Genomic DNA, 25,906 nt, shown 5'->3' with positions numbered 1-25,906 from the left:
CGTTCATCTACATTGTTTTACTCTTGATTAAATTATTCAAACTTCAGTGATAATAGGTTTTGATTCGCCTTAATAGCCAGATATTGATGAATTAATACATAGGGAAGTGAATAAAATGCAAATAAAGAAAATAATACTGATATGTATATTGTTCTTATTAAGTTGTGACATTTATGCTGATGAAAACGATAAATTACCACAGCAGCAAAGTCATTCAACGCAGAAATTAGATATATTTACACTTGATTATATTGAATATTTAGAAAATGAATCCGCTTTTTATTTTACCTCGCTATCCGAAAACATTACATTTGACAATTATGATGAAAATGGTGTGGTTATTTTACCTAGAAATCTTCAATTAATTCCAGATACAGTTGGTAACTATAAAAAAGATATATATATTTTAAATAAAGAGTATCGGCAACGATTTATGGAAGCAACTGGGATAGCGGAAACCGATACCTACTATCTTTATGATTATCAGAATAATCAATTAACCACTTACCCTATTAGTGAATTGGAAGTAATCGCAATTATAGATGCGTATAGTATGGATGAAAAACCGTGTAAATTTGAGGATTATTATCAATTTGGCTTCAGATTAACTTCCAATCAATTGTCGAAGGCTCTCGATCCCGATAGTTACCAAACATTAGTTTATATAGGCAAAGAAAATCCTTTTGCTCTGCAACAAATTACAGCATTAGACTGGAAAAAAATAGACAATGAGGATTTTCCGATAATAAGTAAGACAGAGATATTCTCTAAATTTATTCAAGACAGTTTTAACAAAACTTATCAGGCTAAAGCGAATGGATGGAATTATTATGTTCAAGATCATTTTTCTCAGGAAATTGATGTTAATAGTGCTTATTACAGACAGGTAGTTATTAAAGATCAGGGAGAGGCTATTTTATTTAACAGTGAATATGCTTTTAATGATGAGATTATTCCTGCATTTTTAAATGATCAACATCCAGAATTCCAACATAAAGTCCAATGGTCAGGTAGATTATTTAAAAATCAACCTTTAGTAATATTTGGTTTTGAGTGGAAATCATTTGGCTGCCCAGTTATTGATTTTATTGACCGATCTTATAAAAGTTTAATAATAAAGTGCGACAATAGGCATTAAGAAAGTTATTCTAACTAAATGATTTCTTTGTAGCAGTATGATTTATTTTTTAGCCTAATAAAATATATATCTCAATAAAATGAGACATTAATTAACATGATATTATCAATTTGATTAACATTATTATTCACTGATGGCGTAAAGAGAAACCAGTTAAAACTAGTTCCATTTAAATATATTCTTTAATCCCAATAAATATATAGGATAGGGCAGTTGTGAATTAAATGTTTGTAACAGAGAAGATTATTTTTTATTATTAAGAAAAAATAATTGGCCAAATCAGCCTTGTTAGTTCAAAATTAAATCAGCGATTATTGAAAACTAATAATTAACAATAAGTTAAAATTATTGCGATGCCATATGGATGTGAGAAGTATATTTAAGGAAAATGGTGAACTAATAAATGAAAAATAAATTAATTAGCTTTCTGTTTACAATTTTTGCCTTATCATCAATTAGTTTTTGCAGTAGCGCGGAAATGTTAGGTGGAAACAAATTATTAGAATGGGAAGGGGGACATTATAGGGAAGATATTCGAATGTATACACTCACCTCGATAGATTATATTAAAGATGAGCCCGAATTTGACTTTATTTCATTATCTGATGATATTGTTTTATATGATAACAAATACAAAAAAGATATCTATTTAATTCCAAGCACTGAAAAAAAAACTTATAAAAAAGAACAATATTTACTCACGGGTTCATACCGTACTAAATTGCTCAATTTGGCAGGTATATCAGAAGATGATACAGTATTTATCTATGATTACTTAAATAATAAATTAAAATCGGTTCCTGTTTATGGGTTGAATACTTTTGCTGTCGTGAATACTTATTATCATCCTCATGAACCTTATGAATTAGATGCATATATGTTTGGATTTAAATTAAATTCAAACATGTTTGATCAATATGCATCCTATATTGTCTATATAGGTAAGGAAAATCCTTTTCTACAGAAACCCTTAACTCCACTAGTTTGGCATCAAATTGATAGCAAAGACTTTCCTGTTCTTGAAAGTGATGACGAAATTACTTCCCTTATACCTGTATATAATCCAGAAGATTTAATAAAGGGTGATAATTTTATGGCTGAAGCGATCGGTCTACGCTTTTATATACAAAATTATGAAACTCCAAGCAAAAACGAAATCATTATAAGACATTTAATTATCTTAGATTCTGATTCAAATATGATAACAAATGTGGTCCACGGTTATTTTGAAGGAGGAATGCTTTTACCATTAAGCAGTTCAATAGATGACAATAAAGAAATATTTCAATGGGTCGGAAGCATTTTAAAAAATGAACCGCCAGTTATATTTGATTTTAGTAGTGAAGCATTTAGTTGTCGTCCGCTTTTTCAATTTATCCATCCATTACATGAATATTTTATACCTAGATGTGATTGTCGACATTAATCTATGAATTGATTGTATCTAAATACAGTGATACTTATTTATCATTTTCCTTGTTAAGGATGATATATTTTTGTTAGCTAACAGAAATCTATCAAGACCAATAAGTATTTAATGCATTGGAATAAAGTAACAAAATAAATTTATCAAATAAAACGAAATGATGATAAGAAAGATGAGGAGCTAACTTGTAGCCATTTTATTTACTAATATCCAATAAACTTATCTAGCTTTTTGGAGTGATTTAGGTTGATTTGGATCGTTCTATATTTATACAAATGACAAAATTGAATTAGAATAAGTAGCGTTAAAAAGTTGCAAATATACTAAAATAACATATGGATAACTAAGATTTTATCCTTAATAGGAAAATGAAGGAATATGAAAGAAATAAAACAATTATCAACTAAAACTCTGTCATCCGAAGAATTAATTACCGCTATCTTTAAGCCATTAAGTGATCAAGATAAATCTTTACCATTACGGATAACACAATATATCTTGTATGGTAATGAAATTGATGTATTAGTCGATTTAGAGAAATTATGTCAAATACCTAATAATGCAAATGCTCTTTATATATTATTGCAAAGACCCTCAGGTATTTATCATCCACGTTCTTATTACCGTATTAATGAGGATTTTCATCCATCATTTAAAGCTCGCATTGATGTGTATAAGTTTTGGACAGATACTTATACACCAGAACAGATAATTCGATTTGCCCGAGTTTTTGCCACTTTATTTGATCATTTAAGTTCTATTGAAATTATAAACGAACAAATACCATCATGGTTTCTCTATCTGTTATATGATGCACTCATTACCACGTTACCTTATAATAATGAAAACGAGAATGAAATTATTGAGCGTGAAAATTGGTCAATAAAACAATTACATCAATTACTTGAATGTGAACAAGCAGGTTTAGGCGAAAAATTACTGTTTGCCATTTTTGACCGTCAAAACATTCCTGTCAATCGTCTTGATTTATTTCAATATTTTACCAGATTGAATGGATTATTTACCTATATTCAAGAACGAATTGAATTATTTAAACAACTCCCCTCACTCGGTTTGTCGTTTTTGGGACAAGTGGAACAACTTAAATACATTCAACGATATCCAGAACTTCAGTTACAATTGGTCGATTTTCTGGCAATGCAGGCATTAAATACTTCAAAACAGGTGAGTCAATTAGCCACAGAAATACTATTTAACTTACCATTGGAGTTGGCTCAACCTCAATTACAGCACTTTTTAACTTCAGGTTCGGTTAAGCAACGAACTAATGCCGTAATATTACTCTCTCGAATCATTTCTGAACCGACAATTTTACAGCAAGCTTTAGCCAACGAAACCAATAAAACAGTTATTGCTACCATTGAAAGTGCTTTATCAAGATTAGAAGGTGCCAATGAAGCCAAACAGCAAGCTGAGCTAGTTATTCCTGATTTTGAATCAATTAGTGACACGCCATTACCAATCACTGCTCGTGATGTTTTACAGCAAAATTTTGACGAGTTCCTTATCGAATGTAAAAGATTGATGCAAAATGAGCTAGAGGAAAACAAAGAAAATAATAGATCAAGGGATTATCATCAAAGCCGTTATAAAGAATTGAAAGCGCTGACACCAAAGTCCCTTGATAGTATATTTGATTATGTGAATGGTAAAATCGATCGCTCAACATTATTCAAAGAAATCAATGAAAAGATTGATTTTCGATTTTTACTAACTAAAAATCGATTATCAAATTTGCCTGAAATTACGTTATTTCACTTAATTCGAATAAGACGATTAACTGATTATCTAAGCATCTCTAATTTATTTTCAAAACTATACGAAAACTATGACTTGGTTAAAAATGCCGATCTTAGACAAATAGCTGATGTGTTGATAAAAGTGAATATCATTCCAGATGTTGAATATACTGTTGCTCTACCGTTTTTAAGCAGTGATGTTTTTCATGATATTCATGAAAATGAACCTCATAAATTATGGGCTTTTTTTGCTGAAAATGAGTTTTTAATTGATGAAGCTTTGGGTTTTGCTCCTATACAAATTGCTCAGAATTGTTATGTCCGTATTGATAGAGTTAATGCCATAAAAATATTACAGCTCTTTCCAACTATTCCTACTAAATATGTTGCTTACCTACTTGAATTAGCTTTAGGCGAAATTAAGCAGATACGTTATGCGGCGCAAAATGCCTTAAAGCGGATCCCCAATATACATAATCAAGTTGAACAAGCCTTATCCTCCGCAAAACAAGAGGTACGTATAGTTGCCGCTAATTGGTTGGCCGAGTTAGGACAAACAAGCTCGATTAAAGCACTAAATGCTGCTTTAAAAAAAGAGAAACGTGAAACAGTACAAGCAGCGATATTAGTTGCGCTCGAAAAAATAGGTGAAGACATTAGTCAACACTTAACGCCGAAAAAGTTATTGGCTGATGCTCAAAAAGGTTTAAAAGGTAAAATACCAACCGATTTTGATTGGTTTGATTTTAGCTTAATACCGACGTTAACTTGGCAAAATGGTAAGACTGTTGAGCCACAAATTATTCAGTGGTGGATCTGCTTAGCGGTCAAATTAAGAGATCCGGCTAATCTACTGTTAACCGTTTATAATCGATTGTTAAGCACCCAAAGTCAGCGACAATTAGGCGAATTTATTTTACAAAGTTTTATTAAACAAGATACGCTAAGTCCATCACTGGAAGAAGCAGAAGCCAAAGCTAGCTCAGAGGCCGATAAACGATTACAAGACTATATTGGATATTATCAGCGCTATCCGCAATATTTTTCTAAATACCAAAATATAACTTATGAGCAGGTTTTTGAAGAAATCAAAAATGAAACATTAGCAACCTATCTTGGCTCAGCCATCAAAGCAAAAGGAATATTAGCATTAACCAGTGGTATTGAAGGCCCTATTGCAGTGTCTCTCTTACGCAGTTTTATGAAAAATCATTATCAACGTCGAGCTCAAATTGAAGCGATGCTTGAACCACTGGCAAACAGTGATGATCCGCTGATCATTCAACTATTATTGTCATTAGCTCGTCGCTATCGGACGGCATCCATTCATGAAAAGGCTAAATACTTGGTAGAAAGTATTGCTGCGCGTTCAGGCTGGAGTACAGAAGAATTGGCAGACCGCACCATATCGACTGCAGGGTTAGATGATAATGGCTTGTTAATTCTTGATTATGGTGAGCGTACCTTTATTGCTAGTTTGGATGATAAATTTAAGTGGCAATTAAAAAATGCTGATGGAGAAAAGATCAAAGCATTACCTGAAGCACGTAAAAACGAAAACCCTGAACTCGTCAAAGAGACCAAAAAACAGTTCAGCAATAGTAAAAAAGAACTTAATCAATTACTCACTATGCAAATAAGCCGTTTTTACGAAGCCATGTGTGCCCAGCGTCAATGGCGAGTGGAAGATTGGCAGAAATATCTGCAACCACATCCGATTGTGGGGCGATTAATTCAACGTTTAGTGTGGTTACAATTGGATAATAACGGTCAGATCGTCAATAGTTTCAGGCCTACTGAAGATGGTAGCTTAATAACCAATCAAGATGACGAAATGTTACTTGATCAAAATCACTTTATTTCCGTTGCGCATTCGGCGTTACTAGCGAGTGATGATATAGTTCAGTGGCAAGCGCACCTTGAAGATTACAAAATAACCCCATTGTTTGATCAGTTTAGTCATGCATTTCCAGAGATAAGCAAATTTAACGATGGCGTTATTGATGATCGTTTAGGTTGGTTAACGGACAGTTTTACCATTCGTGGTATTTTAACCAAATTGAGTTATGAGCGTGATGCTACTGAAGATAGCGGATGTTTTTATGGTTACCATAAATACTTTGGCAGTTTAGGTATTTATATCAATATTGAATTCAGTGGTAGTATGCTGCCTGAAGAAAATATTCCAGCAGTACTTTATAACCTTTATTTCAGTAATAAAAAGGGATTCAAAGATAGAGCAATTGCACTTGATAAACTACCTAAGGTGTTATTAGCCGAAGGTTATGCTGATTATATGGCGGTGGCAAAAGCTTGTAGTGGTTTTGACCCTAATTGGAAAGATAAATTAATATGGTAAAACATGACCAAAACCTGATGGATCAGGTTATTCTTGATTGCTTTGCGGGTTTAAATAAATTAGAACAATCAATATCTGAACGGATTTGTCATTATATTTTATATGGCAAAGATGTCGTGGTTCTTGATGAGCTAAAAGTATTATCAAAAACTTATAAATATGATAACCGGGTTTATAATTTGCTTGGTATGCTAGGTTCTGTCGGTTTTTTAGATGAAAGTAATGAACCACAGCAAAAAGTACGAGCTAAATTTTATCAATTATGGACGAGTCAATATTCACCAGAACAGCTCATCAGGTTTGGTAAAATTTTAGCAGCAGCTTATATTCCGGATACGCCTCAAAGATGGTCTTTTTATGAGAAAACAAGTAGTAGTGTTATCACTCCCAAACTGCCTTTGTGGTTTTTATATCTGTTTATTGACGGTTTGGTCACTACTTTTTTAAACCGCAATTTCGATGCTGAGCAAAATATGGCTGAGCGTGATAATTGGTCCATTGAGCAATTACATCAATTACTCGAAATTGAGCAGAAAGGGTTGGGAGATCAACTTATGTTTGCTTTTTTTGAGCGGCAACATGTACCAGAATATCACTACCGTTATTTTAATACTGTTTTTGCGATTAGAGGGTTGAAATTATATATAACTAACAATTTAGAAAAGTTTAAATCTTTACCAGATCAAGAATTATCCACAATTGGTCAATTACAACAATTGCAATATATTGCTAGTCATAACGATCTTAAAGAACGAGTAGTTGATTTGTTAGTCAAACAATCCACTAGTAGCATCAAAAAAATAAGAGAGTTAGCGACAACGCTATTGCTTAGTATTTCTAAGGAAAGTGCGCAAAATCAATTAATTGCTTCATTCGCACAAGGCACACCAAAGCAACGTTGTCAAAAAATTGCGCTATTAGTTAAATTGTCTGTTGATAAAGAAATATTTGAAAAAATACTAACTGAAGAAACGAATAAAATAGTGGTTAAAAGTATCGAAAGTGCTTTATTTTCTATTAAAGATGATAAGTTAGTTAAGCAGGAAGAGGATGAAATTATCATTCCTCCTTTTATGCCAATTACTGAAGTTGATTTACCTGTTAAAGCGCGCGATATATTGCACCAAAATTATCAAGAGTTGTTAATACAATCGCAAAACAGAGCACAACTAGAAAAACTCGATAATCAAGGATATCATAACCTAGAAAGGAATGAGCAGGAACGTTACGAACAATTAACTACTTTTACTGACAATGATTTAGATATGATTTTTCATTATCTAAACGGTAAAGGGCAGTTAATGCAATCTGATATTAAAAATCAGCTAACTAATGAAATTATTTTACATAAAGGGCGTTTGCAAACAATTCCTGAATTTAATCTGTATCACTTATTACGCGCAGAAAAAATTACTTATACAAACATTGAATCGTACTGTTTAGCTTTAAGTTTTTTAAAACATGAAATATTACTACATACCGATTTACGCTTGATCGCTCAGGTGTTAACTAACATATCCAATATGCCAGATGTCAAACGTATTGTTGCCGCAGCATATTTGATGAATTATTATGATCTAACATTTGAGAGTGACGCAAATTGTGTTTGGCCTTTTTTTGCTGAAAACCTTATCTATCTTGATGAAGCATTAGGATTAATCCCCAGCCTTGAGCCACAAAATAGTAATTATACTTTTGATAAAAAGCGTGGACTAAAAATCTTAACTTTTTTTCCAAAACTTCCAGTTAAATATAATATTTATTTATTAGAGTTAGCATTAGGCGATACCAAAATACCTCGCTTATTGGCCCAACAAGCACTAAGTAAATCGCCTTGTATACATCGTCAAGTTGAAAACGTATTAACTTCCAATAAATATAAACAGCGCATTTTAGCAGCTAACTTATTGGTAACATTAGGCAATAAATCTTCGATTGCAGCTTTAAATACCGCTTTAAATCAAGAAAAACAAGAAGTGGTACAAGCAGCACTATTATCCGCGCTGGAAAGTTTAGGTGAAAATATTGGCCAATATTTAACACCATCTCGATTACTTGATGATGCAAACAAAGGTTTAAAAAGTAAAAAACCAGCGGGTATTGAATGGTTAGTTAATGACACTATCCCTGCTTTAACATGGCAAAATGGTGAGCAGGTTGATCGTAAAATTATCATTTGGTGGATGTGGTTAGCTGTAAAACTAAAAGAGCCGGCCAATCCTTTATTAACTATTTATATTCGTCTATTAAGTGATAAAAGCCAAAAACAGCTTGGTTTATTTATATTGCAAAGTTTTATCCAACAAGATACTTTAACCCCGACCTTAATAGAAGCAGAAAATGAGGCCAAATTAACCGCACCAGCTCGACTACAGTCCTATTTAAATAGTTATAAGAATCATCCTGACTTTTACCCCGAATATCAAAATATCACTCTCCAGCAAGTTATTGAGCGTATCGAAAAAGAGGTGCTAACTCGTTTAATTGGTTCAGCAATTAAATCGAAAGGTTTATTAGCTCTAATAGGTGGAATTGAAGGTCATGTAGCCGTATCGATAATAAAAGCATATATGAAAAATCATTACACTAGACGAGAGCAAATTGAAGCAATGTTAGAAGCGATCGCTGTTAATGATGATTTCATCATAATTCAATTTTTATTAACCATTGCTTACTCGAATCCCAAAAAAACTATTCAAGAAAAAGCAAAATCTTTAATAAACCAAATTGCTGAGCAGAAAAAATGGACAACAGACGATCTTACTGAACGTACTGTTCTAACTGCTGGGCTGGATGATTCTGGCATACTTATGCTTGATTATGGTGCAAGAACTTTTACGGCCAGTATTGATGATAACTTTAAATGGCAATTAAAAAATTTGGAAGGTAACATTATAAAAACCTTACCAGAAGCGCGTAAAGATGAAGATCCAACCGTGATCAAAGAAGTGAAAAAACAGTTTTCACGTAGTAAAAAAGAACTCACACAAATTGTTTCAAGCCAAACTGAACGCTTATATGAAGCCATGTGCACCCAGCGCCGTTGGCAAGTAAGTAATTGGCAACAATATCTATTTGCCCATCCAATTGTCGGGCGGTTGGTGCAAAGATTAGTATGGTTAGCAATTGATGAACAAGGCAAGATTTGCAACAGCTTTAGGCCAACTGTAGATGGTAGTTTGATTAATTTACACGATGAAGAGATCACTTTGAATCAAAATCACTATATCACTCTAGCTCATAATGTGTTGTTACCAGCCAGTCATATAAACCAGTGGCAAGTACATCTTAAAGACTATAAAGTTACGCCATTGTTTGCCCAATTTGCTAACCCTTTACCAAAGAGCCAATGGATTGATGATGGCATAGTGAATAATTATACAGGTTGGTTAACGGATGCGTTTACCATTCGCAATGTCCTTACTAAAAGAGGTTATAAAAATGAATATTTTGAAGATAGTGAATGCTTAGATTGTTATTGTAAATACTATAGTAATCTTAATTTGTATACTATCATTCAATTTAGTGGGCGTTATATTTCTCAAGAAAATAGTTTAGTAGAGCGTTATTATCTCTCTTTTCGTCAAAAAAGGATCTATACCAAACCCAAAATTGATGCTAACGACATCCCAGCGGTGTTATTAGCCGAAAGTTTTGCTGATTATATGGCTGTCGCAAATGCATCATGCAAATTCGAAATTTGATTCAGAACGAAAGAATAAAAGCGATGGTAAATCAGAAACAAGCAATATGATTAATTGTATAACAGTGTTATAGCTAATAACTAGCAATATTAAGCAAAACCGATGATAAAAATAAGCGCTAAGATGGGTAGTTATCACCAAAATCAGCTGGTCAATTTATTTTAAATAACGAAATATTAGTTGTAAATTTTTTGGTGAGGTTCCGTCAGTTTAACGTGCAATTATCTCACTATTAGAAAAACAATTTTTAATACTAATTGGTCAAGCCTATATCTTGTTGTTTTGCTAGATAATACGAATGATATTAAATAAATCTAATTTTATACAGATAATAGGGTACCTAAGCGTGCCAGAAAATCTGATATATAGCATAGTTATTATCAAGTATAAAAAACTTTTTGAAAATAACAAATCGCTATGAAACCCAATTAAAAATGGATATCCCAGATTTAAATCTTAATGGGAGAACAAAGGAATATGAAAACAACTGAACAATTATCAATAAACTCAAATGGTTCTAAACAGTTAATCAATACTATCTTTAAACCATTAAGTGAATTAGACAAATCTTTACCAGAACGGGTCACACAATATATCTTGCATGGTGATGAAATTGATGTGTTGGCCGATTTTGATAAACTATGTCAAAAGTCAGCTAATGTTGATAAAATTTTTGAATTATTGCGAGGACCAGCTGCCTTTTATAGTTCATATAATTATCAAAAGATTCATCCGTTGCAAAAAGCGCGCATTAATTTTTATAAGCTTTGGACGGATGCCTATACACCAGAACAAATCATTCGATTTGCCCGATTTTCTGCTATTTTATTTGATCATTTAAATCATATTAAACGCATAAGCGAACAAATTCCTTCTTGGCTTATGTATTTGTTATATGATGGACTGATTACTACTTTACCTTCTTATAGCGAAAACAAATATAAAATTGATGACCGTGAAAATTGGTCAATCCAACAATTGCATCAATTTCTTGAAATTGAACAAGCAGGATTAGGCGAAAAGTTGCTGTTCGCGATTTTTGACCGTCAAAATATTTTTGAAAGTTCTTTGCGTGATTTTCAATATTTTACTCGGTTAAATGGATTATTGACTTATATTCAAGAACGCATTGAATTATTTAAGCAACTCCCTTCACTCGGTTTAGCGCCTTTAGGACAAGTAGAACAACTTAAATACATTCAACGATATCCAGAACTTAAGCTGCAACTGGTTGATTTTATTGCCATGCAGGCGCTAAATACTGGCAAGCAGGTGAGTCAATTAGCCACACGAATACTATTTAACTTACCACATGAGCTGATTCAACCTCAATTACAACACTTTTTAACTTCAGGCTCGGCTAAAGAGCGTGCTAATGCAACAATATTGCTTTCTCGAATCATTTCTGAACCAACAATTTTACAACAGGCTTTAGCTATTGAAACCAATAAAACAGTTATTGTAGCCCTTGAAAGTGCCTTATCGAGATTAGAAACTGCCAATGCAGCCAAAGCTGATTTAGTTATTCCTAGTTTTGAACCATTAATTGACACGCCATTGCCACTAAATGCTCGTGATGTTTTACAGCAAAATTATGACGAGTTTATGATCGAATGTAAAAAGTCGATGGAAAAAGAAATTGAGGAAAATAAAGAAAATAATAGATCATGGGATTATCATCAAAAACGTTATAAATTGATGAACACGGTAACATCAAAGTCTATTGACTACATATTTGATTATTTGAATGGTAAAATTGATCGTTCAGCATTATTTGCAGAATTAAACGAAAAAATTGATTTACGTTATTTCCTTCCAAAAGATCAATTAGCAAATTTACCCGGATTTTCTTTGTTTCACTTATTCCGAATCAAACGGTTAATCGATCGTCGAGATAATATTTGTTTTTTTGAAGGAATATATCCATATAACGACGTTATTATAAACTTCGATTTAAGACAAATAGCTGATGTTATGGTAAAAATCAAATTTCGGCCTCACGCCGAATTTACAGTTGCTTTGCCGTTTTTAACCAGTGATGTTTTTCATGACGTTTATGCCAATGAACCTCATAAATTATGGGCTTTTTTTGCTGAAAATGAATTTATAATTGATCAAGCATTAGGTTTTACTCATGTACAGATCCCTAAGGCAGCTTATGAGCGTATTGATAAAGTTAGTGCCATAAAAATATTACAATTTTTTCCAACTATTCCAACGAAATATGTCGCTTACCTATTTGACCTAGCTTTAGATAAAAGTAAACGGATACGTTATGCGGCGCAAGATGCCTTAAAGCGGATCCCCAATATATATAATCAAGTTGAAAAAGCCTTATCTTCCTCCAAACAAGAGGTGCGTATTGCCGCTGCAAATTGGCTAGCTGAGTTAGGCCAAAAAAGCTCGATAAATGCATTAAATGGTGCGCTAAAAAAAGAGAAATGCGAAACAGCACAAGCAGCGATATTGGTTGCACTTGAAAAAATTGGTGAAGACATAAGTCAGCACTTAACCCCGCAAAAGTTATTGGCTGATGCCCAGAAAGAGTTAAATGGTAAAATACCAAGCAACCTTAATTGGTTTGATTTTAACTTAATACCAGCTTTGACTTGGCAAAATGGTAAGGCAGTTGATCCACAAATTATTGAGTGGTGGATCCGATTAGCAGCTAAATTAAAAGATCCGGCTAATTGGCTGTTAACTATTTATAATCGATTATTAAGCACCCAAAGTCAACGCCAATTAGGCGAATTTATTTTACGAAGTTTCATCAATCAAGATACCCGAACACCAACATTGGAAGAGGCTGAAGCCAGAGCTAGTTCAGAAGCCGATAAACGATTGCAACAATATATTAGAGGTTATCAGATTTATCCGCAAATTTATTCTAACTATAAGAATGTTACATATGAACAAGTTTTTGATGAAATTAAAAAAGAGACATTAACATCCTATCTTGGCTCAGCGATTAAATCAAAAGGGATATTAGCGTTAACCTGTAGCATTGAAGGCCCTGTTGCTGTATCAATATTAAATAGTTTTATGAAAGATCACTATCTCCGTAGCTCACAAATTGAAGCGATGCTTGAAGCTCAGGCAAACAGCGATGATCCGATGATCATTCAATTATTAGTATCATTAGCACGTCGCTATCGAACGGCGTCCATTCAAGAAAAGGCCAGATATTTAGTAGAGAAGATTGCTCAACGCTGTGGTTGGACAGTAGATGAACTAGCCGATCGCACGACATCAACCGCAGGGTTAGATGATAATGGTTTGTTAATTCTTGATTATGGTGAGCGTACCTTTACTGCTAGTTTAGATGAGCAATTTAAATGGCAATTGACAAATGCTGAGGGAGAAAAAATCAAAGCATTACCTGAAGCACGTAAACACGAAAACCCAGAATTAGTCAAAGAGGCAAAAAAACAGTTTAGTAACAGTAAAAAAGAACTTAGCCAATTACTCAAAATGCAAATTAGCCGTTTTCACGAAACCATGTGTGCTCAGCATCAATGGCGAGTAGAAGATTGGCAAAAATATCTGCAATCTCACCCAATTATAGGACGGTTTATTCAACGTTTAGTGTGGTTGGAATTAGACAGTAATGGTCAAATAGTCAATAGTTTTAGGCCAACAGAAGATGGCTGTTTAATAACTAATCAAGATGAAGAAATCTTACTTGATCAACATAATTTTATTACCGTTGCTCATTCAGTGTTGCTTTCAAGTGAAGATATCTCGCAATGGCAAGCGCATCTTAAAGATTACAAAGTAACTTCATGGTTTGACCAGCTAAGTCATCCATTACCTGATATTAACAAATTTAAAGATGGCGAAATTGATGATCGTTTAGGCTGGTTAACTGACAGTTTTACTCTACGTGGTATTTTAACGAAATTGGGTTATAAGCGAGAAAATCTTGAAGATGGCGAGTGTTTTATGGGCTACCATAAATACTTTGGCAGTTTAGGTATTTATATCAATATTGAATTCAGTGGTAGCACACTACCTGAAGAAAATATTCCAGTTATACTCTATAGCCTTTATTTTAGCAATAAAACGTCTTTCAAAGATAGGGCAATTGCACTAGATAAACTACCTAAAGTGTTATTAGCCGAAGGTTATGCTGATTATATGGCAGTGGCAAAAGCCTGTAGTGGTTTTGATCCTAATTGGAAAGATAAACTAAGATGGTAAAAATGGCCTAAACCTAATGGAACGGGTCATTGTTGATTGCTTTATGTGATTGTCAAAATTAATGTATAAATGAATTGTAATTGAAGTAGTAATACTTATCTATCATTTTTGATATTAAAAGTTTTAAGTAGATAACCTAAATGGATCGTGTATAAATAGTATCTGGCGAATTACAATAAAGCAAAAAAATAAATTTGATAATATAGAACTATAACATGATAACAAATATGAGGTTTTAATGCGTAAGTATTTTTTTGATAACGTTTTAATTAACTTATTAAGCCTTAAAAATTGATTAGTATTAATTTAAACCGTTTTATATTTATACATATGGTAAAATTGAATTAAAATGAGTAGCGAGGAAACGTTACAAATATGTTGCAACTACAAATGGATATCCAAGATTTGATCCTTAAGAGGAAAACAAAGGAATATGAAAAAAATAAAACAATTATCAAGTAAAACTCTTACATCCGAAGAATTAATTACCACTATCTTTAACCCATTAAGTGAACAAAATAAATCTTTACCAACACGGATAACACAATATATCTTAGAGGGCGATGAAGTTGCTGTGTTAGTTGATTTTGATAAATTATGCCAAATACCGAATAATTTTGACAAGATTTATGAATTATTGCAAAGACCAGCAGATTTTTATAGTTTAGATAACTACGACAAAATTCATCCGTCGTTACATGCTCGGATTAATTTTTATAAACTTTGGACTGATGTTTATACACCAGAACAAATCATTCGATTTGCCCGAATTTTAGCAACCTTGTGTGAACATTTACCTTTTATTAAACGCGTAAGCGAGCAAATCCCATCATGGCTTATTTATTTGTTATATGATGGACTGATTACTACCTTACCATTATATGGTGAAAACGAAGACAAAATTGATGACCGTGAAAATTGGTCGGTACAACAATTACATCAATTTCTTGAAGTTGAACAAGCAGGATTAGGCGAGAATTTGCTATTCGCAATTTTTGACCGTCATAATATTCCTGAATATCATTCTAATTACTTTCAATATTTTACTCGGTTGAATGGGTTATTGAATTATATTCAAGATCACCTTGAATTTTTTAAGCAACTTCCCTTAAGCGGTTTGGCGCTTTTGGGACAGCTAGAACAACTTAAATACATTCATAAATACCCTGAACTAAGTCTGCAATTGGTTGATTTTCTGGCAATGCAGGCATTAAATACTTCAAAACAGGTGAGTCAACTTGCTAGAGAAATACTATTAAGCCAACCACTGGAGCTGGTTCAACATCAATTAGAACATTTTTTAACTTTGGGCTCGGTTAAGCAACGTATTAATGCAACAATATTGCTCTCTCGAATTATCTCTGAACCGATAATTTTACAACAGGCTTTAGCTAACGAAACCAATAAAACAGTTATTGCTGCTCTTGAAAATGCTTTATCACGATTGGAAAGTTCTAATGCAGCCAAACTGCAAGCTGATTTAGTTATTCCTGATTTTAAACCTCTTAGTGACACGCTATTGCCAATAAGTGCTCGTGATGTTTTACAGCAAAATTTTGACGATTTCCTTATCGAACGTAAAAAATTGATACAATATTTATTAGAGGAAACCAAAAAAGATAATAATTTATGGGGATTGGATCATTATCAAAACAGTTATAAATCATTGAAAACGGTCACATCAAAATCTCTGGATAATATCTTTGACTATTTGAATGGTAAAATCGAACTCTCAGCATTATTGCAAGAATTCGATAAGAATATTAATTTTGACTTTTTAATTACAAAAAATCGACTAGTAAATTTACCTGAATTTTCTTTATTTCACTTACTTCGCATGACCAAGTTACTGAGCGCTCTAGATAAACATCCTTTTGGATATATATATGATCATTATAAAATTGTTAAAAACTTCGATTTAAGACAGATAGCTGATGTCATGGTAAAACTCAACTATCCACAGGTTGAGTATGAAATTGCCCTGGAGTTTTTAACCAGTGATTTTTATCATGACAATTATGGAAATGAACCACACAAATTATGGGCTTTTTTTGCTGAAAATGAATTTTTAATTGATGAAGCTTTGGGGTTTGTTCCTTCACAAATCACTTGGTCTTTTTATAACTGTAAACACGTTGATAAAGTTAATGCCATAAAAATATTACAGATCTTTCCAACTATTCCTGCTAAATATGTTGCTTACTTATTTGAATTAGCTTTAGGCGAAAGTAAGCAGATACGTTATGCGGCGCAAAACGCCTTAAAGCGGATCCCCAATATACATAATCAAGTTGAACAAGCTTTATCCTCTCCTAAACAAGAAGTGCGTACTGCCGCAGCTAATTGGTTGGCCGAGTTAGGACAAAAAAGCTCAATTAAAGCACTAAATGCTGCGCTAAAAAAAGAGAAACGCGAAACAGTACAAGCAGCGATATTGGTGGCACTAGAAAAAATTGGTGAAGACATTAGTCAGCACTTAACGCCGAAAAAGTTATTGGCTGATGCCCAAAAAGGTTTAAAAGGTAAAATACCCACCGACCTTGATTGGTTTGATTTTAATTTATTACCAACTTTAACTTGGCAAAATGGTGATAAAGTTGATCGACAAATTATTCAGTGGTGGATCTGCTTAGCGGTCAAATTAAAAAATCCGGCTAATCCGCTGTTAACTATTTATAATCGATTGTTAAGCACCCAAAGTCAGCAACAATTAGGCGAATTCATTTTGCAAAGTTTTATCAACCAAGATATCCGAACACCAACTCTAGAAGAAGCTGAAGCCGCAGCCAATTCGCAAACCGAACAATATATTTTAAATTATCAGCGCTATCCGGAGTTTTATTCTTACTATAAAGATATTACTTATGAGCAGGTTTTTGACGAAATTAAAAAAGAAACATTAGCAACTTATCTTGGCTCAGCCATTAAAACAAAAGGAATGTTAGCGTTAACCTGCGGTATTGAGGGCTCTTTTGCAGTATCTCTCTTGCGCAGTTATATGAAAAATCATTATCAACGTCGAGCACAAATTGAAGCAATGCTTGAACCACTGGCAAACAGTGATGATCCGCTGATCATTCAACTATTATTGTCATTAGCTCGTCGCTATCGGATGGCATCAATTCAAGAAAAGGCTAAATACTTGGTAGAAAGTATTGCCCAGCGTACAGGCTGGAGCACAGATGAACTGGCAGACCGCACCATATCGACCGCAGGCTTAGATGATAATGGCTTGTTAATTCTTGATTACGGTGAGCGTACCTTTACTGCTAGTTTAGACGAGCAGTTTAAATGGCAATTGAAAAATGCAGAGGGAGAAAAGATCAAAGTATTACCCGAGGCACGTAAAAGCGAAAATTCAGAACTTGTCAAACAAGCCAAAAAACAATTTAGCAACAGTAAAAAAGAGCTGAGCCAATTGCTTACTATGCAAATTAACCGCTTTTACGAAGCCATGTGTGTTCAGCGTCAATGGAAAGTGAACGATTGGCAAAAATATCTGCAACCACATCCAATTGTGGGACGATTGATTCAGCGTTTAGTGTGGTTACAATTGGATAATAACGGTCAGATCGTCAATAGTTTCAGGCCTACTGAAGATGGTAGCTTAATAACCAATCAAGATGACGAAATCTTACTTGATCAAAATCACTTTATTTCCGTCGCCCATTCGGCGTTACTAGCGAGTGATGATATAGCACAATGGCAAGCGCATATCGAGGATTACAAAATAACCCCATTGTTCGAACAGTTTAGTCATACACTTCCAGAGATAAGCAAATTTAACGATGGCGTTATTGATGATCGTTTAGGCTGGTTAACGGACAGTTTTACCATTCGTGGTGTTTTAACCAAATTAAATTATGAGCGTGACACTGCTGAAGATGGCGGATGTTTTTATGGTTACCATAAGTACTTTGGCAGTTTAGATATTTATATCAATATTGAATTCAGTGGTAGCATGCTACCTGAAGAAAATATTCCAGTAGTACTTTATAACCTTTATTTCAGTAATAAAAAGGGATTCAAAGATAGAGCAATTGCGCTCGATAAACTACCTAAGGTGTTATTAACCGAAGGTTATGCTGATTATATGGCGGTGGCAAAAGCCTGTAGTGGTTTTGATCCTAATTGGAAAGATAAATTAATATAATAAAAAATGGCAAAAATATAATGGACTGGTCATTGTTGATTGCTTTATGTGATTGTCAAAATTAATGTATGAATGAATTGTAATTGAATTAGAAAGACTAGCAATCAAAAGTTACAAATATGTTGTAATAACAAATGGATACTCAAGATTTGATCCTTAATAGGAAAGCAAAGGAATATGAAAAAAATAAAACAATTATCAACTAAAACTTACATATCCGAAGAGTTAATTACCGCTATCTTTAAGCCATTAAGTGAACAGGATAAGTCTTTGCCAACGAGGATCACACAATATATCTTGCATGGTAATGAAATTGATGTATTAGTCGATTTAGAAAAATTATGTCAAATACCTAATAACGCAAATAACCTTTATGAATTATTGCACAGACCCTCCGAGTTTTATTGTCCACGTTCTTATTACCGTATTGGTTACAAATTTCATCCATCATTTAAAGCTCGCATTGATGTTTATAAGTCTTGGACAGATACTTTTACATCAGAACAGATAATTCGATTTGCTCAAGTTTTTGCCACTTTATTTGACCATTTAAGTTTTATTAAACGCATAAGTGAACAACTCCCATCATGGTTTATCTATTTGTTATATGACGGACTCATTAGCACGTTACCATATCCTAATTGGAACGAAAACGGAATTATTGAGCGTGAAAATTGGTCAATACAACAATTACATCAATTTCTTGAAATTGAACAACAAGGATTAGGTGAAAAATTGTTATTTGCGATTTTTGACCGTCAAAATATTACTATTAATCGATTCGATTTATTTCAACATTTCACGAGGTTGAATGGATTATTGACCTATATTCAAGAACGAATTGAATTATTTAAACAACTCCCCTCACACGGCTTGACGCTTTTTGGACAAGTGGAACAACTTAAATACATTCAACGATATCCAGAACTTCAGTTACAATTGATTGATTTTCTAGCAATGCAGGCGTTAAATACTTCAAAACAGGTGAGCCAATTAGCCACAGAAATATTATTTAACTTATCATATGTAGCTCAAGATGCTTTAAGACAGATCCCTAACATACATAACCAAATTGAACAAACTGAACGAGTCTTATCCTCCCCGAAGCAAGAGGTACGTATTGCTGCTGCTAATTGGTTGGCCGAGTTAGGACAAAAAAGCTCGATTAAGGCATTAAATGATGCGTTAAAAAAAGAGAAACGCGAAACAGCACAAGCAGCGATATTAATCGCGCTGGAAAAAATTGGTGAAGACATTAGTCAGCACTTAGCCCCGCAAAAGTTATTAGCTGATGCCCAAAAAGGTTTAAAAGGTAAAATACCAACCGATTTTGATTGGTTTGATTTTAACTTAATACCGACGTTAACTTGGCAAAATGGTAAGACAGTTGAGCCACAAATTATTCAGTGGTGGATCTGTTTAGCGGTTAAATTAAAAGATCCGTCTAATCTACTGTTAACAGTTTATAATCGATTATTAAGCACCCAAAGTCAGCAACGATTAGGCGAATTCATTTTACGAAGTTTCATCAATCAAGATACCCGAGTACCAACGCTAGAAGAGGCTGAAACCAAAGCCAGTACAGAAGCCAATAAACGCTTGCAACAATATATTGGATATTATCAGAACTATCCGCAATATTATCCTAACTATAAGAATATTACTTACGAACAAATCTTTGATGAAGTTAAACAAGAGATATTAGCAACCTACCTAGGATCAGCCATTAAATCAAAAGGAATATTAGCATTAACCTGTGGTATTGAGGGGGCTATTGCAGTGTCTCTCTTACGCAGTTTTATGAAAAATCATTATCAACGTCGAGCACAAATCTTAGCAATGCTTGAACCACTGGCACACAGTGATGATCCACTGATTATACAACTATTATTGTCATTAGCGCGTCGCTATCGGACGGCATCCATTCAAGAAAAGGCTAAATACTTGGTAGAAAGTATTGCCCAGCGTTCAGGCTGGAGTACAGAAGAACTGGCAGACCGCACCATATCGACTGCAGGGTTAGATGATAACGGTTTGTTAATCCTTGATTATGGTGAGCGTACCTTTACTGCTAGTTTGGATGATAAATTTAAATGGCAATTAAAAAATGCTGATGGAGAAAAGATCAAAGCATTACCTGAAGCACGTAAAAACGAAAACCCTGAATTAGTTAAAGAAGCCAAAAAACAGTTCAGCAATAGTAAAAAAGAGCTTAACCAATTGCTTACAATGCAAATTAGCCGCTTTTACGAAGCCATGTGTGCTCAGCGTCAGTGGCGAGTAGAAGATTGGCAGAAATATCTGCAACCACACCCGATTGTGGGACGATTTATTCAACGTTTAGTGTGGTTACAATTGGATAATAACGGTCAAATAGTCAATAGTTTCAGACCAACTGAAGATGGTAGCTTAATAACCAATCAAGATGAAGAAATCTTACTTGATCAAAATCACTTTATTTCCGTCGCCCATTCGGCGTTACTAGCGAGTGATGATATAGCACAATGGCAAGCGCATATCGAGGATTACAAAATAACCCCATTGTTCGAACAGTTTAGTCATACACTTCCAGAGATAAGCAAATTTAACGATGGCGTTATTGATGATCGTTTAGGCTGGTTAACGGACAGTTTTACCATTCGTGGTGTTTTAACCAAATTAAATTATGAGCGTGACACTGCTGAAGATGGCGGATGTTTTTATGGTTACCATAAATACTTTGGCAGTTTAGGTATTTATATCAATATTGAATTCAGTGGTAGCATGCTACCTGAAGAAAATATTCCAGCAGTACTTTATAACCTTTATTTCAGTAATAAAAAGGGATTCAAAGATAGAGCAATTGCGCTCGATAAACTACCTAAGGTGTTATTAGCCGAAGGTTATGCTGATTATATGGCGGTGGCAAAAGCCTGTAGTGGTTTTGATCCTAATTGGAAAGATAAAATAATATAGTAAAAATGGCAAAAATATAATGGACTGGTCATTGTTGATTGCTTTATAGGGTAGATTAACCTGATTTAGAGTATTCAATATTTGAACGAATTTATAGTCTACTTGATTTGCCTAGTTTTGTCGCTCAAAGTAATCATGACAGTAAGAATCGCCATTAATAGCATCACGCCAGTGTTATTAGCTGAAATTTTTGCTGATTATATGTTGGTTGCCGATGTATCAAGTAAATTTGATTTGGATAGAAAGGATTAAAGATGTTAAATCAGAAACAAGAAATACGATTAACTGCACAAGAGCGTTTATCTGGCAAAGTTATTATCAGATATCATTTTATATAAAAATTAAATCGCTATAACAATTAATTATAAATAAATACCCAAGATTTGAACCTTAATGGAAAAACTAAGAAATATGAAAAAAACAGAACAATTATCAACAAATTCACATGTATCTAAACAGTTAATCGCCACTATCTTTAACCCATTAAGTGAACTGGATAAAACTTTGCCAGCGCGGCTCACGCAATATATTTTGCATGATGATGAACTTGCTGTGTTAATTGATTTTGATAAGTTATGCCAAATGCCGAATAACTTTACAAAAATTCATGAATTATTGCAAAGACCAGCGGAATTATATAATTTAAATTTTTATGGCGAAATTCATTCGTCGTTACAAGCTCGCATTAATTTTTATATACTTTGGACAGATGCTTATACGCCTGAACAGATAATTCGATTTGCTCGAGTTTTAGCCACCTTATGTGACCATTCAAGTTTTTTTAAACGTACAAGCGAACAACTCCCATCATGGTTTATCTATTTATTATATGATGGGGTCGTTACCACATTACCTTATTATGATGAAGACGAAAATGAAATTATTGAGCGTAAAAATTGGTCAATACAACAATTACATCAATTTCTTGAAATTGAACAAGCAGGATTAGGCGAGAATTTGCTGTTCGAGATTTTTGGTCGTCATAATGTTCCTGGTGGTAATTATCGCTATGGTTATTACTTTCGACATGTTAATCGGTTGAATGGATTATTGAGTTATATTCAAGATCACCTTGAATTTTTTAAGCAACTCCCCGCACGTGGTTTGGCGTTTAGGGGCCAAATAGGACAACTTGAATACATTCAATTATATCCTGAACTTCAGTTACAATTGGTTGATTTTCTTGCCATACAGGCATTTAATACCTCAAAACAGGTAAGTGAATTAGCTACAGAGATACTACTTAAATTACCACTAGAGCTGGTTCAACCTCAATTACAACACTTTTTAACTTCAGGCTCAGTTAAAGAGCGTGCTAATGCAACAATATTGCTCTCTCGAATCATTTCTGAACCAACAATTTTAGAGCAAGCTTTAACTAACGAAACCAATAAAACAGTTATTGCTACCATTGAAAGTGCATTATCGAGGTTGGAAAGTGCTAATGTAGATAAAGATAATTTAGTTATTCCTAGTTTTGAACCATTAATTGACACGCCATTGCCACTAAATGCTCGTGATGTTTTACAGCAAAATTATGACGAGTTCCTTATCGAATGTGAAAAATCAATGCAAAATGAAATAGAGGGAAATAAAGAAAATAATAGATCATGGACTTATCATCAGAACCGTTATCAAAAGTTGAAAATAGTGACATCAAAGTCTCTGGATAAGATATTTGATTATTTAAATGGTAAAATCGATCGTTCAGCATTATTCAAAGAACTTGATGAAAATACAGATTTGGACTTTTTACTTACTAAAAATCGACTATTAAATTTACCCGAACTTTCTTTATTTCACTTATTTCGAATAAATTACTTAATCAATCGTCAAGATGATACTTATCGTCTTGGAAGAATCTACGATTTTGCTAAAACATTAGATCTGAGACAAATAGCTGATGTAATGTTAAAACTTAATTTCTATCCAAATGTTGAATATACAATTGCTTTACCGTTTTTAACCAGTGATTTTGACCATGATAATTATGAAAATGAACCCCACAAATTATGGGCCTTTTTTGCTGAAAATCAATTTATAATTGATCAAGCATTAGGTTTTGCTCCTCTACAAATCATTCAGGATTCTTATAACCGCATTGAAAAAGTTAATGCCATAAAAATATTACAGCTTTTTCCAACTATTCCAGTTAAATATGTCGCTTACCTATTTGAATTAGCTTTAAGTGAAAGTAATCAGATACGTTATGCGGCGCAAGATGCCTTAAAGCGGATCCCCAATATACATAATCAAGTTGAACAAGTTTTATCCTTCCCTAAACAAGAGATGCGTGTTGTTGCAGCTAATTGGTTGGCCGAGCTGAAACAAAAAAGCTCAATTAAGGCACTAAATGCTGCGTTAAGAAAAGAGAAACGCGAAACAGCACAAACAGCGATATTGGTTGCACTTGAAAAAGTCGGTGAAGATATCAGTCAGTACTTAACCCCGCAAAAGTTATTGGCTGATGCCCAGAAAGGCTTAAATGGTAGAATACCAAGCAACCTTGATTGGTTTGATTTTAACTTAATACCAGCTTTGACTTGGCAAAATGGTAAAACAGTTGAACCACAAATTATTGAGTGGTGGATCCGATTAGCAGCTAAATTAAAAGATCCAGCTAATTGGCTGTTTACTATTTATAATCGATTATTAAGCATCCAAAGTCAACGCCAATTAGGCGAATTTATTTTACGAAGTTTCATCAACCAAGATACCCGAACACCAACATTGGAACAGGCTGAAGCCAGAGCTAGTTCAGAAGCCGATAAACGATTGCAACAATATATTAGAGATTATCAGATTTATCCGCAAATTTATTCTAAGTATAAGAATGTTACATATGAACAAGTTTTTGATGAAATTAAAAAAGAGACATTAACATCTTATCTTGGCTCAGCCATTAAATCAAAAGGAATATTAGCGTTAACTTGTAGCATTGAAGGTCCTGTTGCTGTATCAATATTAAGCAGTTTTATGAAAGATCACTATCTACGTAGCGCACAAATTGAAGCGATGCTTGAAGCACAGGCAAATAGCGATGATCCGATGATCATTCAATTATTAGTATCATTAGCGCGTCGCTATCGAACGGTATCCATTCAAGAAAAGGCCAGATATTTAGTAGAAAAGATTGCTCAACGCTGTGGTTGGACAGTAGATGAACTAGCCGATCGCACGACATCAACCGCAGGGTTAGATGATAATGGCTTGTTAATTCTTGATTATGGTGAACGTACCTTTACTGCTAGTTTAGATGAGCAATTTAAATGGCAATTGACAAATGCTGAGGGAGAAAAAATCAAAGCATTACCTGAAGCACGTAAAAACGAAAACCCAGAATTAGTCCAAGAGGCAAAAAAACAGTTTAGTAACAGTAAAAAAGAACTTAGCCGATTACTCAAAATGCAAATTAGCCGTATTCACGAAGCCATGTGTGCTCAGCGTCAATGGCGAGTGGAAGATTGGCAAAAATATCTGCAATCTCACCCAATTATGGGACGGTTTATTCAACGTTTAGTGTGGTTGGAATTAGACAGTAATGGTCAAATAGTCAATAGTTTTAGGCCAACTGAAGATGGGAACTTAATAACCAATCAAGATGAAGAAATCTCACTTGATCAACATCATTTTATTACCGTTGCTCATTCAGTGTTGCTTTCAAGTGAAGATATCTCGCAATGGCAAACGCATCTTAAGGATTACAAAATAACTTCATGGTTTGACCAGCTTAGTCATCCATTACCTGATATTAACAAATTTAAAGATGTCGAAATTGATGATCGTTTAGGCTGGTTAACTGACAGTTTTACTCTACGTGGTATTTTAACGAAATTGGGTTATAAGCGAGAAAATCTTGAAGATGGCGAGTGTTTTATGGGCTACCATAAATACTTTGGCAGTTTAGGTATTTATATCAATATTGAATTCAGTGGTAGCACACTACCTGAAGAAAATATTCCAGTTATACTCTATAGCCTTTATTTTAGCAATAAAACGTCTTTCAAAGATAGGGCAATTGCACTAGATAAACTACCTAAAGTGTTATTAGCCGAAGGTTATGCTGATTATATGGCTGCGGCAAAAGCCTGTAGTGGTTTTGATCCTAATTGGAAAGATAAATTAAGATGGTAAAAATGGCCTAAACCTAATGGAACGGGTCATTGATAATTGCATTATAGGCTAGGTTAGCCTGATTTAGTGTATTCAAT

General features: G+C 33.8%; 8 protein-coding genes. All 8 read left to right on the top strand.

The window, feature by feature from the left end; translation table 11 throughout:
- The first annotated feature begins 115 nt into the window (after positions 1-115).
- The 8 genes from AC5LXI_RS10065 (at position 116) to AC5LXI_RS10030 (ending at position 25,829) form a co-directional block, all read left to right on the top strand.
- Complete coding sequence (locus AC5LXI_RS10065; protein ID WP_493442197.1) at positions 116-1,138, top strand: hypothetical protein; 1,023 nt, start codon at positions 116-118, stop codon at positions 1,136-1,138.
- Positions 1,139-1,541: 403 nt separating this feature from the next.
- The gene (locus AC5LXI_RS10060) at positions 1,542-2,564 is read left to right on the top strand and encodes a hypothetical protein (protein ID WP_110423118.1); all 1,023 of its coding nucleotides are present in this window, start codon (positions 1,542-1,544) and stop codon (positions 2,562-2,564) included.
- A gap of 378 nt (positions 2,565-2,942) precedes the next feature.
- Positions 2,943-6,683, top strand: coding sequence for a DUF4132 domain-containing protein (locus AC5LXI_RS10055; RefSeq protein ID WP_493442196.1), 3,741 nt, complete (start codon positions 2,943-2,945; stop codon positions 6,681-6,683).
- Positions 6,677-10,387, top strand: a complete 3,711-nt coding sequence (locus AC5LXI_RS10050; RefSeq protein WP_493442195.1) for a DUF4132 domain-containing protein — start codon at positions 6,677-6,679, stop codon at positions 10,385-10,387. The genes AC5LXI_RS10055 and AC5LXI_RS10050 overlap by 7 nt, the downstream gene beginning before the upstream one ends.
- Before the next feature lie 477 nt (positions 10,388-10,864).
- Entirely contained in the window at positions 10,865-14,587 is a 3,723-nt protein-coding gene (locus AC5LXI_RS10045) for a DUF4132 domain-containing protein (protein ID WP_493442194.1), read from the top strand.
- 433 nt (positions 14,588-15,020) lie between these two features.
- Complete coding sequence (locus AC5LXI_RS10040; protein ID WP_493442193.1) at positions 15,021-18,740, top strand: DUF4132 domain-containing protein; 3,720 nt, start codon at positions 15,021-15,023, stop codon at positions 18,738-18,740.
- Between the two features lie 177 nt (positions 18,741-18,917).
- On the top strand, positions 18,918-21,695 hold the full coding sequence (locus AC5LXI_RS10035; RefSeq protein ID WP_493442192.1) for a DUF4132 domain-containing protein: 2,778 nt from the start codon (positions 18,918-18,920) through the stop codon (positions 21,693-21,695).
- A 411-nt stretch (positions 21,696-22,106) separates the two neighbouring features.
- Entirely contained in the window at positions 22,107-25,829 is a 3,723-nt protein-coding gene (locus AC5LXI_RS10030; protein WP_493442191.1) for a DUF4132 domain-containing protein, read from the top strand.
- The last annotated feature ends 77 nt before the right edge of the window (positions 25,830-25,906 follow it).

This window comes from Gilliamella sp. LMG 34361 (assembly GCF_984569075.1).
The sequence above is the reverse complement of the archived record's forward strand: the minus strand, read 5'-3'. Positions and strand labels throughout refer to the sequence as shown.

Coding starts and splice junctions, on each gene's coding strand:
- AC5LXI_RS10045 (WP_493442194.1), top strand. CDS start 10,865: ATGAAAACAACTGAACAATTATCAATAAACTCAAATGGTTCTAAACAG.
- AC5LXI_RS10065 (WP_493442197.1), top strand. CDS start 116: ATGCAAATAAAGAAAATAATACTGATATGTATATTGTTCTTATTAAGT.
- AC5LXI_RS10035 (WP_493442192.1), top strand. CDS start 18,918: ATGAAAAAAATAAAACAATTATCAACTAAAACTTACATATCCGAAGAG.
- AC5LXI_RS10055 (WP_493442196.1), top strand. CDS start 2,943: ATGAAAGAAATAAAACAATTATCAACTAAAACTCTGTCATCCGAAGAA.
- AC5LXI_RS10030 (WP_493442191.1), top strand. CDS start 22,107: ATGAAAAAAACAGAACAATTATCAACAAATTCACATGTATCTAAACAG.
- AC5LXI_RS10050 (WP_493442195.1), top strand. CDS start 6,677: ATGGTAAAACATGACCAAAACCTGATGGATCAGGTTATTCTTGATTGC.
- AC5LXI_RS10040 (WP_493442193.1), top strand. CDS start 15,021: ATGAAAAAAATAAAACAATTATCAAGTAAAACTCTTACATCCGAAGAA.
- AC5LXI_RS10060 (WP_110423118.1), top strand. CDS start 1,542: ATGAAAAATAAATTAATTAGCTTTCTGTTTACAATTTTTGCCTTATCA.